The organism is Microvirga sp. GN3 (assembly GCF_055792825.1).
This window is the reverse complement of record NZ_JBVVAK010000107.1, coordinates 1-17060: the sequence shown is the minus strand read 5'-3', so window position 1 is coordinate 17060 and position 17060 is coordinate 1. Positions and strand designations below refer to the sequence as shown.

The 17060-nt window shown below is 63.3% G+C and carries 14 protein-coding genes; 13 read left to right on the top strand and 1 reads right to left on the bottom strand.

Going from position 1 to position 17060, the window contains the following annotated elements:
• Nucleotides 1–3 precede the first annotated feature (3 nt).
• Nucleotides 4–342 (bottom strand): heme-degrading protein HmuQ, encoded by a 339-nt coding sequence (gene hmuQ, locus ACS5Q1_RS33705; protein WP_473102303.1) that lies wholly within the window; start codon nucleotides 340–342, stop codon nucleotides 4–6.
• 390 nt (nucleotides 343–732) lie between these two features.
• Here hmuQ and hemP point away from each other — a divergent pair, with 390 nt between their 5' ends.
• The 13 genes from hemP to ACS5Q1_RS33640 all read left to right on the top strand — a co-directional run bounded on the left by hemP (nucleotide 733) and on the right by ACS5Q1_RS33640 (nucleotide 15596).
• Nucleotides 733–1059, top strand: a complete 327-nt coding sequence (gene hemP, locus ACS5Q1_RS33700) for a hemin uptake protein HemP (RefSeq protein ID WP_473102302.1) — start codon at nucleotides 733–735, stop codon at nucleotides 1057–1059.
• Nucleotides 959–1783 (top strand): heme/hemin ABC transporter substrate-binding protein, encoded by an 825-nt coding sequence (locus tag ACS5Q1_RS33695; protein ID WP_473102301.1) that lies wholly within the window; start codon nucleotides 959–961, stop codon nucleotides 1781–1783. The genes hemP and ACS5Q1_RS33695 overlap by 101 nt, the downstream gene beginning before the upstream one ends.
• On the top strand, nucleotides 1780–2859 hold the full coding sequence (locus ACS5Q1_RS33690) for a FecCD family ABC transporter permease (RefSeq protein ID WP_473102300.1): 1080 nt from the start codon (nucleotides 1780–1782) through the stop codon (nucleotides 2857–2859). Before ACS5Q1_RS33695 ends, ACS5Q1_RS33690 begins: the two co-directional genes overlap by 4 nt.
• On the top strand, nucleotides 2856–3674 hold the full coding sequence (locus tag ACS5Q1_RS33685; RefSeq protein ID WP_473102299.1) for a heme ABC transporter ATP-binding protein: 819 nt from the start codon (nucleotides 2856–2858) through the stop codon (nucleotides 3672–3674). Before ACS5Q1_RS33690 ends, ACS5Q1_RS33685 begins: the two co-directional genes overlap by 4 nt.
• Before the next feature lie 256 nt (nucleotides 3675–3930).
• Nucleotides 3931–4935, top strand: coding sequence for a LacI family DNA-binding transcriptional regulator (locus ACS5Q1_RS33680; protein ID WP_473102298.1), 1005 nt, complete (start codon nucleotides 3931–3933; stop codon nucleotides 4933–4935).
• Between the two features lie 68 nt (nucleotides 4936–5003).
• Nucleotides 5004–6287 carry an extracellular solute-binding protein gene (locus tag ACS5Q1_RS33675; RefSeq protein WP_473102297.1) on the top strand — a complete coding sequence of 428 codons (1284 nt, stop codon included), beginning with the start codon at nucleotides 5004–5006 and terminating at the stop codon, nucleotides 6285–6287.
• A 64-nt stretch (nucleotides 6288–6351) separates the two neighbouring features.
• Nucleotides 6352–7203, top strand: coding sequence for a carbohydrate ABC transporter permease (locus tag ACS5Q1_RS33670; protein WP_473102296.1), 852 nt, complete (start codon nucleotides 6352–6354; stop codon nucleotides 7201–7203).
• A gap of 44 nt (nucleotides 7204–7247) precedes the next feature.
• Nucleotides 7248–8060, top strand: coding sequence for a carbohydrate ABC transporter permease (locus ACS5Q1_RS33665; protein WP_473102315.1), 813 nt, complete (start codon nucleotides 7248–7250; stop codon nucleotides 8058–8060).
• Nucleotides 8061–8071: 11 nt separating this feature from the next.
• Complete coding sequence (locus ACS5Q1_RS33660; RefSeq protein WP_473102295.1) at nucleotides 8072–9121, top strand: ABC transporter ATP-binding protein; 1050 nt, start codon at nucleotides 8072–8074, stop codon at nucleotides 9119–9121.
• Between the two features lie 18 nt (nucleotides 9122–9139).
• Complete coding sequence (locus tag ACS5Q1_RS33655) at nucleotides 9140–10417, top strand: MGH1-like glycoside hydrolase domain-containing protein (protein ID WP_473102294.1); 1278 nt, start codon at nucleotides 9140–9142, stop codon at nucleotides 10415–10417.
• Between the two features lie 427 nt (nucleotides 10418–10844).
• Nucleotides 10845–13550 carry an aconitate hydratase AcnA gene (gene acnA / locus ACS5Q1_RS33650; RefSeq protein ID WP_473102293.1) on the top strand — a complete coding sequence of 902 codons (2706 nt, stop codon included), beginning with the start codon at nucleotides 10845–10847 and terminating at the stop codon, nucleotides 13548–13550.
• 54 nt (nucleotides 13551–13604) lie between these two features.
• On the top strand, nucleotides 13605–14570 hold the full coding sequence (locus tag ACS5Q1_RS33645; protein WP_473102292.1) for a Bug family tripartite tricarboxylate transporter substrate binding protein: 966 nt from the start codon (nucleotides 13605–13607) through the stop codon (nucleotides 14568–14570).
• Between the two features lie 102 nt (nucleotides 14571–14672).
• Nucleotides 14673–15596: a GntR family transcriptional regulator gene (locus ACS5Q1_RS33640; protein ID WP_473102291.1), complete on the top strand. Its 924-nt coding sequence runs from the start codon at nucleotides 14673–14675 to the stop codon at nucleotides 15594–15596.
• Nucleotides 15597–17060: the final 1464 nt, after the last annotated feature.

Below are 17060 nucleotides of genomic sequence, written 5' to 3'. Positions count from 1 at the left end.
CGCTCACTCCGCCGCCGTGGGCATGCGGCCGATCGACTGGATGACCTCGAAGCCTTCGAATTCCGGATGCGCGAGCGTCATCGGCTTGTCCGAGCCGCTGCTGGCGCGGATGTGGGAGATGCGGAATTGCTCGGAGCGCGTCCAGGCCTCGAAATGCGCCTTCGAGACCCAACGGGTATACGAGGAATAGAGCACATGGTCCTCGCGCTCCGGCCCGCGCAGCATATGGAATTCGATGAAGCCGTCGAGTTCATGCAGATAGCTCTCGCGAGTCAGCCAGCGCTGCTCGAAGTCTTGCGTGACGTCCTTGAGGACCTTGAAGCGGTTCATGGCGATGAACATCGAAACCTATCTCCGTATCGGATGGGATGAGATCAGAGGCCGGCGCCGGTCACGATCTGTACGGACCGGAGCCAGGGGCGCGACAATCTGAAGGGCGAAGGGTGACATGGATGCGCGAGGCCCCTCAGACAGGAAGGTAAACATCCCGACGATCCCGGCCTTTGACATTGTTATTCTTGAGCGACTGGCTGGCTTGCGCAGAAATCGGGTTCGCGCTGGCTGGCTATTTTAACCATCTCCTTGAAGAGAAGGGTTTGCATCCGATATCCAAATCAAGTAACTGCGTCAATATGAACTCCGACGATCGTAGTTTTACATAATTCTAAACTGCGAATACTGAGCAATGACAAATATTTGCTAATTTAGAACAAGTAGAAACTGGAGACAGCCGTGCATACCCCGCCTTCGCTCTCGAATGCCAAAACCGACCGGCCGACACTCGTGAAAGAGGTCGATGTTGCGAGCCTGGTCGGGAGCGGGCGCGAAGTGGTTCTGGTTCACAGGGGTGAACGCTACCGCCTGCGCATCACGGCCAATGGCAAGCTGATCCACGAAATAGAAAGCCGCTTTCATGCCCATCCTGTCACGCCGCACGCTGTTTCTGGCACCGCCCGTTTTGCTCTATGCTTCAAAGCTCCGCGCCGAACCCGCACAACGCATCGTCAGCGTCGGCGGGGCGGCCACCGAGATCCTCTACCGCCTCGGCCGGGCCGATGAGATCGTCGGGGTGGGTTCCACGAGCCTCTTTCCCGAAGAGGCGCTCAAGACGAAGAAGAATGTCGGCTATGTCCGCCAGCTCGGGGCCGAGGGCATCCTGTCCCTCAATCCGACACTCGTCATCGCCTCCGAGGGCGCCGGCCCGCCCGATGCCCTGCGCCTGATCGAGCAGGCCGGCGTTCCCATCGTCCGCATCACGGACGAGCCGAGCCCTGCTGGAATCACGAAGCGGGTCGAAGTCATCGCCAAGGCGGTGAATGCCGCTGAGAAGGGCGCCGAGCTCATCGCCGAAATAGAGAAGGGTTTTGCGCAATTGTCCGAAGCCAGGGCACGCGTGACGCGGCCCGCCAAGGTGCTCTTCGTCCTGTCCCTCCAGAATGGGCGCCCGCTCGTCGGCGGACAGGGAACGACTGCCGACGCGATGTTCGCGCTTGCCGGCGCCACCAATGTCGCGTCGTCGCTCACCGGATGGAAGCCCCTGTCCAACGAGGGCCTGATCGCGGCGGCACCCGAGGCCATCGTGATGATGAATCACGGCCCCGGCGGCGCGGCGTCCGATCCCTTCGCCTCGCCAGCTTTCGCCGCAATGCCGGCGGCCGCGCAGCGGCGCCTGATCGTCATGGATTCGCTCTATCTTCTCGGCTTCGGCCCGCGCACACCGGCCGCGGCGCGCGACCTGATGGCGGCGCTTCATCCCGATCAGGTCGTCGCAGCCAAGCCATGACGGCGTTGGCCCTGGAGCAGGACCATCGGCGTTCAGCCTTGCGTGATCGTCGGACGCTTCTGTTCGTAACGCTCGGGGTGCTGCTTTTCCTGGTGAGCCTCCTTGGTCTAAGTCTCGGCGCAACGGGTATTCCCCTATCCCGCGTTCTCTCCGTCCTTGGCGATGCACTTACCGGTCATGTCGCGCCGGGAGGCGATGCACTCATCATCCTCCAGGTGCGCCTGCCGCGCCTGCTGCTCGGTCTTCTGATCGGTGCGGCGCTCGCCTCGTCTGGCGCGCTGATGCAGGGGCTGTTTCGCAATCCGCTGGCCGATCCCGGTCTCATCGGCGTCTCGGCCGGCGCGGCGCTCGCCGCCGCCGCGACGATCGTGCTCGGCGACAAGCTGCTTGCGCCGCTCGTCGGCTCCCTGCCCTTCAGTGCTCTGCCCATCGGTGCCTTTGCCGGCGGATTGATCACCATGCTCGGTTTATATCTCGTCGCCACCCGCAGCGGGCGCACCTCGATTGCCACCATGCTGCTGGCAGGCGTCGCCTTCTCAGCACTCGCGGGTGCAGGCATGGGCCTGTTCTCGTATCTCAGCGATGACCGCCAATTGCGCGATCTGACGTTCTGGACTCTCGGTTCTTTAAGCGGCTCAACCTGGACGAAGGTGATGGCCGTGACGCCGCTCGTTCTGCCCACCCTTCTGGCGATGCCTTTTTTGGCGCGAGGGCTGAACGCCTTGTCGCTCGGCGAGGCGGAAGCCTTTCATCTCGGCATTCCCGTACAGCGGGTGAAAGTCATCGCAGTCCTGTTTGTCGCGCTGGCTGTCGGCGCCTCCGTCGCCGCTTCCGGCATGATTGGCTTCGTGGGGATCGTCGTGCCGCATGTGCTGCGTCTCATGGCCGGCGCCAACCACAAGATGCTGCTGCCGGCATCAGCTCTTCTGGGTGCCGCGCTGCTTGTCGCCGCCGATACGGTCGCACGCACCATCGCGGCACCGGCCGAACTGCCCATCGGCATTCTCACCGCCGCCATTGGCGCGCCGTTCTTCCTCTGGCTCCTGCTCCGGCGTCAGGGAGGCATCGCCCTATGAGTGCGCTTCTGGAAGCGAACGGCGTCTCCTATCGCAGCGGCGGGCGCGCGTTGGTCGATGCCGTCGATCTATCCATCGCAAGCGGCTCGTTTACCATCGTCATCGGCCCCAATGGGGCCGGCAAGTCGACGCTTCTGCGCATCCTGTGCGGCGAGCTCCCTCCGACGGAAGGCGAGGTTCGCCTCGATGGGCAACCCCTGCGTTCCCTTCCAGCTTGGCGTCTTGCGCATAGCCGGGCGGTGATGCCGCAAGCTTCCGATCTCAGTTTTCCCTTCACGGTCTTCGAGGTCGCCTGCCTCGGCGTCGAGGGCATCGGTAAAGGATTGTCGCGAGGCGACAGGCAGCGCTTTGCTCTCGATGCGCTCGCGCAAGCCGATGTGGCGCATCTGGCCCAGCGCAATTATCAGACACTTTCGGGCGGGGAACGGCAGCGGGTTCACTTCGCCCGCGTGCTGGCGCAGTTGCAAGCCGGTCGAACGGTCGAGACGCGGCAGATGCTATTTCTCGACGAGCCCATTGCGAGCCTCGACCTGAAGCACCAGCTCGCTCTGCTGCAAACGGCAAAGAGCCTCGCGCAGGGCGGCCTCGCCGTCATGGCCGTGCTGCACGTCCTCCAGCTCGCCGCCGGCATAGGGGACGACCTGGTCCTGATGCATGGAGGGCGGTTCGTGACGCGGGGGCGACCCGACACGGTTCTCACACCCACCATGCTCGCCGAAGTCTTCGGCGTGAACCTGATCCCCTCCGTTCTTCCACCAAGCCCCTGGACTCTGGCCCAGGCAGGCCCGCATCTCGATGCGGTCCGATCAGTCTGAGCTTCTGGCCGAAAACTCACCACTTTCGTCATCGCCGGCCTTGTGCTGGTGACCACAATCCAAAAGGTGCAGCGTTTTTCTAGCGCATCGGTATGAGCCCGGCGATGAGGGGCGTCATTCCCGGCCAGGCACTGAGGCCCGGCCCCCTCTGCACCCCCATTCGTCCGAACCCTATACCAAGGACCTAATCTGGGAATGTTGACTTTCCAAAACGTTTTGGAGATCTATTTATGAGCACCAGGAGAGTTTGAACCCTGTGTCGAACCTGAAGATTCTTGCGCAATCGCTCGGCCTGTCGATCACGACGGTATCGCGCGCCCTCGACGGTTACCCCGACGTGGCGCCGGCCACCCGCGAGCGGGTGCAAGCGGCAGCCCAGGCCATGAATTACCGGCCGAACCCGGCCGCGCGCAGCCTGCGCCGGCGCAGGGCCGAAGCGGTGGCCGTAACCCTGCCGACGGAGCCGGGGCGCTTCGGCCCTCCGATCTTCCTGAACATGCTCGCTGCCTGCGGCCAGAGGCTTGCCGAGGAAGGGCTCGACCTGATGCTGCTGCCAACCGCCGGCCGCGCCGGCGAGATGGACACCTACCGACGTCTCCTCGATGGAAGGCGCGCCGATGCGGTGATCGTCGTGCGCACGCGGCTTGAGGACGAGCGGGTCGCCTTCATGAAGGAGCGCGGCATTCCCTTCGTCACCCATGGCCGCACCGCCCAGCCGGAAGAGCACGCCTTCATCGACGGCGACGGAGAGGCCGGCTTCCGGGATGCCGCTCGACAGCTTGCATCCTCCGGCCACCGGCGCATCGCCCATATCGCGGCTCCGCAGGACTTCACTTTCGCTCATCTGCGCCGCAAGGGCTGGCTGGCTGCCCTTGAAGAGATGAACTCGGAGCCAATCGAATATACGGCGCAACCGACGGAAGCCGGCGGCTACGAGGCCGCGCAATGGCTTTTGCAGCAGGATGCGCCTCCCACGGCTCTTCTGTGCGCGACCGACAGCATGGCGATCGGCGCTTTGAGCGCGCTCAAGGAGCGCGGCCTTGCTGCCGGGCGCGATATAGCCGTGATCGGTCACGATAATCTGCCGTCCGCTGCATTCACGGACCCACCGCTGTCGAGCATGGAGATCGCCGCGCCCGATGTCGGCCGGCAGCTGGCTGAGATGCTGATTGCGCGGCTTGGCGGACGCGATGCCCGCGAGCTGCAAACCATTCTGCCGGTTCGGCAGGTTCCGAGGGCCACTCACGGAACGACGAACTGAGCCTGATGCCCTCGACCTTTCCGGCCCCGGGTCGAGCGGCACTAAGAAGGGACCGATGGAGGAAGGAAATGACGCATCCGGTATCGCTTCGCGCCATTGCCGCCGCGGCTGCCCTTTTCGGAGGGCTCACGATCGCTCAGGCGCAAGAAACGATTTTCTACTCGACACAGCTTCGTCCCATCGAGGAAGCGACGAAAGTCCGCGAGGTCCTGCTGAAGGGATTGCCCGGCAAGGTCACATACGTCGTCGATGAACCGCCTGCCTTCGCGGTTCGCATGAAGGCGGAAACGCAGGCAGGCAAGCGCACGGCGAGCGTCGTCGGCGCGCTTCACGGCGAATTGCAGCCGCACGTGCCGGCCGATCTCCAGCCCGTCGACGATGTCGCGGCGAAGCTGACCGATCGCGGCATTCCGGCGAGCCTGATGGATCTCGGCAAGCTCGGAACGAACCAGCAGCAATACATCCCGTGGATGCAGGCCACCTACGTGATGGTCGCCAATAAGCAGGCGCTGCAATACCTGCCGGCAGGTGCAGACGTGAACAACCTCACCTATGCGCAGCTGCAGCAATGGGGCAAGAACATCGTCGACAAGACCGGCCAGCGCCGCCTCGGTTTCCCGGCCGGCCCGACGGGCCTCTTGCCGCGCTTCTTCCAGGGCTATTTCTATCCCTCCTTCACCGGCGGCGTGGTGACGACCTTCAAGTCGGCCGATGCGGAAGCCGGATGGAATGCCCTGAAAGAGATCTGGGCGGTGTCAAATCCCAATTCCACCAACTACAACTTCATGCAAGAGCCGCTGCTCGCGGGTGAAGTCTGGGTCGCGTGGGACCATATTGCCCGCGTGAAGGAAGCGCTCACCCTGCAGCCCGACCAGTTCGTCGCTTTCCCGGCGCCCGCCGGTCCGAAGGGGCGCGGCTACATGCCTGTGATCGCCGGCCTCGCCATTCCGAAGGATGCGCCGAACCGCGCAGGCGCCGTGGCGGTGATCGAGCACATGACGAAGCCCGCGACGCAGCTGGCGACGGCCGCCGAAGTCGGCTTCTTCCCGGTCGTAAAGGCCCAGCTGCCGCCGGATCTGGCGCCTGGCATCAAGCTGCTCGCCGGCGCGGTCGATGCAACGCAGAATGCGAAGGATGCGCTCGTCTCGCTCCTGCCCGTCGGCCTCGGCGCCAAGGGCGGCGAGTTCAACAAGGTCTATATGGACTCGTTCCAGCGCATCGTGCTGCGCAACGAGCCTGTGAAGGACGTGCTCGAAGCCCAGGCGAAAGTGCTCGATGCGCTCATGAAGGAAACCGGCGCACCCTGCTGGGCCCCCGACAAGCCGAGCCAGGGCGCCTGCGCCGTTCAGTAAAACAGCAAAAGCCCGGCGGAACGCGTTTCGCCGGGCCCATCCATCGCGAGTGGAGCGGCTTTCCATGCCTGCGCGCACATCCTGGATTCCCTATGCGCTGATCGCGCCATCGGTCGTTTTTCTCGCCGCGCTGTTTCTCGTACCGCTGGTGCAGACGGTGTGGCTGTCGGTCTCGGCGGGAGATGGCCTGTCGCTGGAGAATTACCGGCGCATGGCCGGCGACCTGAATTTTGCGCTCGCCGTGAAGAACACGTTCCTGCTCACCCTCGTGGTTGTGCCGCTCCAAGTCGTGCTGGCGCTCGGCATGGCCACCATGGTGACGAAACTCGATAAGGGCCGCGATCTCGTCTTGTGGGTGCTCACCATTCCGCTCGGCATCTCGGACCTCGCCGCCGGCCTTGCCTGGCTTGCGCTTTTGCAGAACACCGGCTATCTCAACTCCGCGCTCTATGCGCTCGGGCTCATCCAGGGGCCCGTCGGCTGGCTCTCGCAGGAAACGCCGGTCGCCCTGTTCTTCGCCATCGTTCTGGCCGAACTCTGGCGCGCCACGGCCATCGTGCTGGTGATCCTGATCGCTGGCCTGCAGCTGATCCCGAAGGAATTTGCGGAAGCCGCCGAGATCTTCGGCGCGAAGCCCTGGACGCGCTTCACGAAGATCACCCTGCCACTCCTGAAACCCAGCCTGCAATCGGCGCTGATCCTGCGCACGGTGCTCGCCTTCGAGGTCTTCGCCGTCGTGTACGCGCTCGGCGGGCGCAACTTCCCGGTTCTCGCCGGCGAGGCCTATGTCTGGCAGAACGACAACCAGAATTACGGCGTGGCCGCGGCCTATGCGGTTCTCATCATGGCGATCTCGCTCGCCGCCACCGCGGTCTATCTGCGCGTGCTGAGAACGCGTCCGGAGCAACTCCCATGACAAGCAGCGCGGCCGAACTGAAATCCACCTCGACGAGACGCAGCATGGCGCTTCCCTCCGCGCGCCGCCTGCTTCTCTGGACCGGCCTTGCGGTGCTGATCGCCTGGGTGCTGGTGCCGATCTATCTCGTCGCGCTCGGCGCCTTCGGTGGAAGGCTTGGCGTGTTCCGCTGGCCGAAATCGATCTGGCCCACGGACCTGTCCTTCGCGGCCATGAGCCAGTTCCTCGCCATCGAGGGCGTGTTCAATGCCCTCGTTAACTCGCTCATCGCGGCGGGACTGACGGTGGTGTTCTCCATCGCGCTCGGTGCTCCCGCGGGCTATGCGCTGGCGCGCTATACCTTCCGCGGACAGAACGCCTATCGGCTGCTCGTTCTCCTCACCCGCGCCTTCCCACTCGCCATCCTGGCGCTGCCGCTCACCGTCTCGTTCATTCGCTTAGGACTCTACGATACGCCCTTCGGCGTCTCGCTGATCCATACGGTGCTGGCACTGCCCTTCGCGGCGCTCGTCACGCAGAGCCTGTTCATGGGCATCCCGCGCGAATACGAGGAAGCGGCCTGGGTCTTCGGTTGCACGCGCTTCCAGGCCTTCATGAAGGTGATCCTGCCGCTGGCCCTGCCGGGCCTTGCCGCAACCGCGATCTTCGCCTTCGTGATCTCCTGGAACGAGGTTTTCGCCGCCTCGATCCTCACCGTGCGCGAACGGACACTCACCGCCTATCTGCTCCGGATTCTCGCCGAGAGCCCGCTGCATTACCGCTTCGCCGGCGGCTTCATCCTCATCATCCCCTCCGTGCTCTTCATCTTCGCCGTCAGGCGATACCTGTTCGCGGTGTGGGGCATTGCCAGCAAGTAACGGAACACGTCATGGCTGACATCGTCATCGATCGCGTCGTCAAGGAATTCGGCTCCTTCCGCGCCCTGCAGGAGGTCTCGCTCACCGTGAATGACGGCGAGTTCGTGGCCCTGCTCGGCCCCTCGGGCTGCGGCAAGACCACGCTTTTGCGCATCATCGCCGGCCTCGAGACGCAGACCTCTGGCCGCGTCGTGATCGGCGGGCAGGATGTGAGCGACCTCGCACCGCGCAAGCGCGGGCTCGCGATGGTGTTCCAGAACTACGCCGTCTTCCCACACATGACCGTGTTCGAGAACGTCGCTTTCGGCCTGCGGATGCAGAAGGCCTCTGCCGCAGACGTGAAGCGCAAGGTCGAGCGCGCGGCGGCCTTGCTCCACATCGAAACCTATCTCGACCGCTATCCGGCCAAGCTCTCGGGCGGCCAGCGTCAGCGCGTGGCGGTGGCCCGCGCGCTTGCCGTCGAGCCAGCCGTGCTGCTCATGGACGAGCCGCTCTCCAATCTCGATGCACTCCTGCGTCTTGAAATGCGCACGGAACTGAAGGCGGTGCTGCGCGAAGCCGGAACCACGACGATCTACGTGACGCACGACCAGACCGAGGCCATGGGCCTCGCCGACCGCATCGCCGTGATGTATGGCGGCAAGATCGATCAGATCGGTTCGCCGCTCGAGATTTACGCCACGCCCGCGACCCGCTTCGTCGGCGGCTTTATCGGATCGCCACCCATGAACTTCATCAAGGTCCAGTGCAGCCATGGCACAGCGAGGATCGGCGAGGCCGCGCTGCCATGCCCATCGACAGGCAAGGACATGGAACTCGGACTGCGCGGCGAGGATGCGAGCTTGAGCCCCAACGGCTCCGGCATTCCCTTCGATGTGCGCGTCGTGGAGCCGATGGGCTCGCACCTGCTCCTCACTGGTGCCATCGACGGCCAGCTCGCCCGCATCGTCGCGCCGCCGACGGCAAAAGTGAACGCCGGCGAGCGCGTGGGCCTGAATGTCGATCCCGCGCGCGTGACCTGGATCGACAGCACCACCGGGCGGGCGCTCGCCCGGGTTTGAATTAAAGGAATTTTTCAAATGACCATGCTTCCGAAGGAAGAAGCCGCGCGCACCATTCTCGCGCGCAACGATCGCGGTGGTTACACGGTCCCGACCGACCGGCTCTATCCGTTCCAGTGGAACTGGGATTCCGCCTTCGTGGCCATGGGCTTTGCCCTCTTCGACGTGGACCGCGCCTATCGCGAGCTTGAGCGCTTGATCGAGGGCCAGTGGGACGACGGCATGATCCCGCATATCGTGTTCCACGCGCCGAGCGACACCTATTTTCCCGGTCCCGATGTGTGGGGCACGCGGCATCGCGTGCCGACCTCCGGCATCACGCAGCCCGCGGTCTTCGGCATGGCCCTGCGCCATGTGCACGAGGCTGCTGTCGCCAGCGGCATGACCAACGCGACGGAGCGCACCAAGGCCCTGTTCCAGGCCGCTCTGCGCTCGCATCGCTGGTGGATCTCGGCGCGCGATCCGGAAGGACTTGGCGTCGTCTCGATCCTCCATCCCTGGGAGAGCGGCAGCGACAACTCGCCGGCCTGGGACGCGGCGCTCGCCCGCGTGCCCACGACCACGACGACCGCGATCCGGCGCAAGGACACGGGTCACGTGGATGCCTCCATGCGCCCGCGCGACGAGGATTACCAGCGCTTCATCCATCTCGTCGATACCTATCGGGATTGCGGCTGGGATCCGAAGCGGCAATGGGCTGCCGCGCCCTTCAAGGTCGCCGATGTGCAGATGACCGGCATTCTCGCACGCGCGACGGCCGATCTCATGCATCTGGCCGAAACTTTTGGAACGAGCGAGGAGAAGGCGGAGCTCGCCCGCATGCACGAAAAGCTCCTTGACGGTCTTGCCAGCCGCTGGCGGCCGGAGCTGTCGCGTTTCGTCAATCTCGACCTGATCTCAGGACAGGACATCGAGGCGCCGACGCAGGCTGCTTTCATACCCCTCGTCGCCTTGACACTCGATGAGCCGAAGCGGAAGGCGATCACGGCGGAGATCGAACGCTGGCTGTCCGGCATGGTCGTCGGCGTTCCCTCGACGCCGTCCTTCTCGCCATCTTTTGAGCCGAAGCGCTATTGGCGCGGCCCCGTCTGGGCCGTCGTCAACTGGCTTATCTCGGACGGCCTGCGCCTGAATGGGTCCGAGGAACTTGCGCGGCGGATCGAGCGCGGAACCGTGCGAGCCATCGAGAAGGCAGGTTTCTGCGAATATTTCGATCCGACGACAGGAGAGGGTCTTGGCGGAGACACCTTCTCCTGGACGGCCGCTGCCTACATGGTGCTCGGACGGCGAACCTGACGGCGGGCGTCAAGACGGCTGCAAGGTCAGGCACCCGTACCCGGTCATCGGTCTGGTTGTCCAGGAATTGCTCTGGAGCATTGTCAGGCGCGGACCAACGGTCCGCGCCTTCGAAAAACGGCATCCGCAGTTCTACCAAGGCTAGGAACGCCAGCTTAACGGTCGGCGCGATGTGCTGTTGCTGAGCCTTCTTCAAGCTTCGCATCAGACCCTCAGGAAGGGATAGCGCCTTGTCGGCACGGTGCCAAAGCGCTCATATTCATAATAAAATCAGTGGTTTACGAGGGATTTTTTGAGATCTCTTGCACGACAGCATTGATGCGACACCCAGCTTGGGGGCGCGTACGGCGAATCCGGTTGGCATATTGAATCAATAAAATGCAAAAAACTATTTGCATTTCAAAATTTCATTATGCAATATCTACCCATGATCCACAGATCGGAAATCCGAGCCGGCGTATCGACCATGGACGTCAATGGGCGGCGGCTTCGTATCGTCGACCTCCCGGCGGCGATTGGAGGCGACCTCGAACGCATGCCGCATATCCTGCGGATCATGCTGGAGAACGTGCTGCGCAACGCAGGCGAGGATGCGCCGCGGGCCAGGGCCGCGATCCTGGACTGGCTGGAAACCGGACGCAGCGAGGAAGAGATTCCCTTTCTGCCCGGCCGCGTCATGATGCACGACACCACCTGCGGTCCAGCATTGGTCGACATTGCCGGTATGCGGGCTTCCCTCGCCGAGGCCGGACACGACCCGAGCCGGCTCAGTCCCGTCCTGCCCGTCAACGTTTCGACCGATCATTCCCTCGGCGTCGACGTGTTCGGCTCACCCGATGCGCTTCGGCGCAACATGGAGCGCGAATATGGACGCAACGCCGAGCGCTACCGCTTCATGAAATGGGCGACGCGCGCGCTCACCGGGTTCCGCGTCCATCCGCCCGGCACCGGCATCATGCACACGCTCAACCTCGAGCGCCTGGCGAGTGTCGTCACCACCTCCGAGAAGGACGGTGTGTCCTGGGCCATGCCGGACACCCTGATCGGCACCGACAGCCACACGCCGATGATCAACGGCATCGGGGTGCTCGGCTGGGGCGTCGGCGGACTGGAAGCCGAGAGCGTGTTCTTCGGCATGCCGGTGATGATCCGCGTACCGGATATCGTCGGCGTGCGTCTCAGGGGGTATTTACGTCACGGTGTACTCGCAACCGATCTGGCATTGACGGTCACCGAGCGCCTCCGTCGCATCGATCTCGCCGACCGCTTCGTCGAGTTCTATGGTGAGGGTGTCTCGACGCTCTCCGCGGGTGACCGTGCCGTCATCGCCAACATGACTCCGGAATTCGGGGCCAATTCCGGCTTCTTTCCCATCGACGATCAGACGCTGCGCTATTTGCGCGAAACAGGCCGCAGCGCCGATCACATCCGTCTCGTGGAAGACTATGCCAAGCGGCAGGGTCTCTGGTTTGATCCTAAAGCGTCTCCGCGCTTCACGGACACGATCGAGATCGATCTCGGCGAGGTCGAAGTCAGCCTCGCTGGGCCGCGCCGACCGCAGGACCGCATTCCAGCAGGTAAGACTGTCGAAGCTCTTGCTCCCATGCTCGCGGGCCGTCCGATCTCGGATGGTCAACTGGGCAACGGGTCCGTGGCTATCGCGGCGATCACGAGTTGCACCAACACGTCCGATCCGAGGCTCCTGGTCGCCGCGGGCCTCGTCGCCCGCAAGGCGCGAAGCTTCGGCCTCACGCCGCCAGCCTGGGTAAAAACATCGCTCGCGCCGGGCTCGCCGACAGCCGAACGCTATCTGCGCCGCGCCGGATTGCTGGAGGATCTTGAGGCGGTCGGCTTCGGCATCGTCGGCTATGGCTGCACCACCTGCATCGGCAATTCCGGTCCGCTGCCTGCCGTGGTCGAGCAAGCCATGACGGAGCGCGGCATCCTTCCCGTCGCCGTTCTGTCCGGCAACCGCAACTTTCCGGGACGCGTTCACCCGCAGCTCGAAGCAGGCTTCCTGGCCTCGCCTCCTCTCGTCGTCGCCTTTGCCCTTGCGGGCGACGTGAACCGCAACATCCTGACCGATCCCATCGGGCGCGCGTCGTCCGGCGAGGAGATCAGACTCACCGATCTCTGGCCAAGCGGCGGCGAGATCGATGCAGCACTCGCGATGGCCATTGATGCAGGCGATTACGAGACCTCGTACGACGAGGCCGAGGCCAGCGAGACATGGCGGGTGCTCGATGCGCCTGCCACCGATCTCTTTCCCTGGAATCCGGCCTCGACCTATATCCGCCGTCCACCCTTCGCAGGGTTCGGCAAGGGCACGCTGCTCGGAGCTTACGCGGCGCATCCGCTGCTCGTGCTCGGCGACGACATCACCACCGACCACATCTCGCCGGCGGGGCAGGTTCCGCAAACGGGCGAGGCCGCCGAATATCTCATCGAGCGCGGCGAGAACCGGCGCGACCTGAACGTCTTCGCGGCGCGCCGCGGCAATTGGGAGGCGATGGTCCGTGGCCTGTTCACCAACAAGTCCGTGCGCAACCTGCTCGATCCGCAGATCGCGCCGGGCTTCACGATTCATGTCGGAACGGACGAGCACCTGCCCCTGTGGCGCGCCGCCGAGCGCTATGCCAGCGAGAATGCCTCCGTCGTCGTCGTGGCGGGAGAGCGCTACGGCATGGGATCGTCGCGCGATTGGGCGGCGAAGGGCGTGGCGCTTCTCGGCGCGCGCGCGGTGTTGGCCTCGAGCTTCGAGCGCATCCATCGCTCGAACCTGATCGGCATGGGCATCCTGCCTCTCCGCCTGTCTGCAGAGCGGCATCCGAACGATCTGCACCTGCACCCTGGCGATCAGATCCTCATCGATGCTGATGCAGCGACAATCAGCCCTCGCTGCGCTGTGCCCGTCACGATCCAGCGCGCATCCGGTGTACGCGAAGCATTCGTTGCCACCGCTGCCATCGAGACCGGCCTCGAGGTCGAGATCCTACGCAGCGGCGGCATCATCCCCCTCATCCTGCAGCGTGTCGTCAACGCGGAGGCCACAAGCCGCGAGATGCCTGCACCTGAATTCACCGGCACCGGTGAAAGCTCCCGGCGAGAGGCTTCGCCGAATACCAGACGCTGAGCGGCAAAAGCCGCTTCGCGTTCACCATCTCACGCAACCTTAAGGGAGGAACTCGTGAGCCACTTCACCAAGACGATCCGCGGCGCCGCCATTGCCGCTCTCACACTTGTCGCGTCATCGGCCTTCGCGCAGCAGGAACTGAAGATCATGGCGCCGGCAGGCCCCGGCGGGGGCTGGGACTCCGCCGCCCGCTCGATCCAGCAGGTGCTCACGCAGACAGGTCTCGCCAAGAGCGTTCAGGTCACCAACGTCACCGGCGCCGGCGGCACCATTGGTCTCGCGCAGTTCGTCAACAACGGAAAAGGCGATCCGAACCAGCTCATGGTCAACGGCATCACCATGATCGGCGCGATCCTCAGCAACAAGTCGCCGGTCGGCCTCGATCAGGTCACGCCGATCGCGCGTCTCACGGGCGATCCGCTCGTCATCGTCGTGCCGGCGAATTCGCCGATCAAGAACGTTCAGGAGCTCGCGGCCGCAGCGAAAGCCGATCCTGCCAAAGTGACCTGGGCTGGCGGCTCCGCTGGCGGCGCGGATCACATCCTCGCAGCCCTGTTCACCAAGGCGGCCGGCTCCGATCCTGCGAAGGTCAACTACATCGCCTTCTCGGGCGGCGGCGAGGCTCTCGCGGCCATGCTCGGTGGACGCGTGACGGCCGGCGTCTCCGGCTACGGCGAGTTCGAGAGCCAGATCAAGGCCGGCAAGCTGCGGGCGCTCGCCCTCTCGTCCGGCAAGCGGCTGACCGGCGCCGATGTTCCCACCCTGAAGGAGCAGGGCATGGACGTGGAGGTCGTGAACTGGCGCGCCATCATGGCGCCTCCGGCCATCACGGCGGACCAGAAGAAGGCCCATGCCGAGACCATCGATAAGCTGGTCAAGTCGAAGGAATGGGCCGAGATCCTGAAGCAGCGCGGCTGGGAGGATTTCTATCTGGCGGGTGCGCCGTTCGAAGCCTTCCTGAAGGAGGAGCAGACCCGCGTCGGCGACGTCCTGAAGTCGATCGGCCTCGTGAAGTCCTGATAACGACTGGCCGGGAGATCGATTTTCGGTCTCCCGGTGCTATACCGCGGGAAATCGCTTAAGAGACAAAGTGATTTCCCGTGGCGAGGTCAGGCTTCTTCGATGAGTGTCCCAGTCAGTGAACGTGCAGCCGGCAGCAAGCGGGAGATGACCGACGGGCTCGCCGCGCAGATCTTCGATCATATCCGGGGATCGGGACTGGCTGTCGGGGCCCATATCACCGCCCAGGAACTGGCGGAGCGGTTCAGCGTCTCCCGCTTTCCCGTAGGACAGGCCCTGCAGCTCCTCGCGGCCAAGGGCGTCCTCGTCCATGAGCGCAACCGCGGCTATTTCGTTTCCGATGCGAAGACTCCGTCGGCGGAGGCCCTCGGGCTGGCCAAACGGGACGACACCTCCGAGATCTATTTCAGGATCGCCGAAGATCATCTTCATGGCCGCCTGCCCGACCCGGCTTCCGAGGCCTATCTCAAAGAAACCTACGGGGTCACGAAGGCGCAGCTGAACATGGTCTTGAGCCGGATTGCCCAGGAGGGATGGGCCGAGCGCCGCCCCGGCTACGGCTGGTCCTTCTCTCCCATGCTGACGACTCCCGAGAGCCTGGAGCAGACCTATCGGGTCCGCCTCGCTCTCGAACCCGCCGCCTTGCTGGAGCCTACCTACCATCTCGATCCCGAGACGGCAGAACGCTGTCGCGAGGCAGAGCTTCGGCTTCTCAATGGCGCCATCGAGACGGATAGCGCTGACGCTCTCCATGAACGCGGCGTGCGATTTCACGAGGCCATCATCGGTGCCTCCGGCAATCCGTTCTTCCTGGAAGCGGTTCGGCGCATCAACCGCGTGCGCCGCCTGCTCTCCTATCGCTCGATGATCGACCGCAAGCGCTATCGCCAGCAATGCGAGGAACACCTTCAGATCCTCGACCTGCTGGAGCGCGGCAGGAACCACGACGCCTCACAGGCGCTCCGCCGCCACCTGGAGCATACCATCGAGAATCTTCAGGAGATCAGGCCCATTCTCTCACGTTGAATGTGTCCGAATTGAAGAGGAAGGGCCGGAATCGAACACAACGAGCCATTCGCCCATCGGGGAGCTTCAAAGCTCGATCGCTTTGGATTTCTCTGCAGATCAACCCTTAGAGAAGGGTTGGTGCCCAGGAGAGTACCTCCACGGTGTTACCCGCTGCTACCTGAAAGCAGTGCGTCTATTAATTCCGCCACCTGGGTATGCCTCGTTTCCCTAGGAAACCCAAGGCTTTCAATCAACAATCATCCTCCGAAGCTCATGCAGCTCGTTGTCGCAATGTGTGAGAGTTCTGTGTGATCGTCGATCAACGTTTCAGCATCCTCCTGATGGATCTGATCATGAGTTTACGTCCTTGACGGCCAGTTTGCCGAAGCCAATTCAAACTATGAGCAGCCTTGTGTGCCGCCGCTGCAAGACGTGGTGATCCCTATGAATAGGTTGATCCTAACCTTCGTCGCCTTAGTCGCGATCGCTACTGGAGCCTTAGGGCAGCCAAGGCCCCTAACGCCGACAATGAGTTGCAGCCAAGCTAGGCATCTGGTTGCCAGCCGAGGAGCCATCGTGCTGAGTACTGGGCGTTACACCTATGATCGATACGTCAGTGGCCAAGAGTTCTGCCTTGTAGGTGAGTGGGTTTGGCCAGCCTGGGTGCCGTCTGCTGACACTCCACAATGCCCTGTTGGATATATATGCAAGACTGATCCGCCTTGGCTGTTCTTCGATGATTGAGAAGGCTCAAATTTAATCCGGGATGTCATTGGTGGCTGGGACACCAAGACTGTGGGCATGGGCTATGGTGAGGGTTACCGTCTGGAGCAACTCACGAGTTGGCTCGACAAGATAGTGATAACCCAAGGGTGACATAATCATCGATGGGCACAGGAGGCCCATAGCGTACTCACCCCTTCTCTAGAACAATCCATCACCCTCAAGCTGCAAGCAGCGAGAAAACAGTGGCTGCAACGTTGATGGACCCAATGACCAGAAGGAAAGCGATGGGCAAAGAAAAGCGCGGTGCCTCAAGCCCGTGATCGTTCTGAAGGTGATGGTCAGGTGCCCTCATGACATCCTCCTTATGGTTCTCCCGCACTTTGCGTGCTGTCCGGACCGACACACGCCCGGTAATCTCTTGAGAGATTTTGCAAATGTCGGGGTCGTTGCTGGCGACGTGCACGAGCTACGGCGAGAGCGGCCTGCAGCCTGAAATACCAAACACATTCAATACTCTGCGCTACAAGCGACCGCGCAAACAGCACGCAAAGTGCGGGAGAACCCTCCTTATGTCTAAGAGGGCTGCAAGATGGCGTACGCTGACCCAGAGTTCTGTAAAGTGCGTCACACCCCCACCAATAGTCTGCGACACCTAGAGAGGCCCCCAAGACATCCAGGATGTCATTGGTGTCTTGGGACCTCGTATGGTGAGATATTGCCTAGGTCAGCTCACCTACCACGAGCGACGCCCACGCA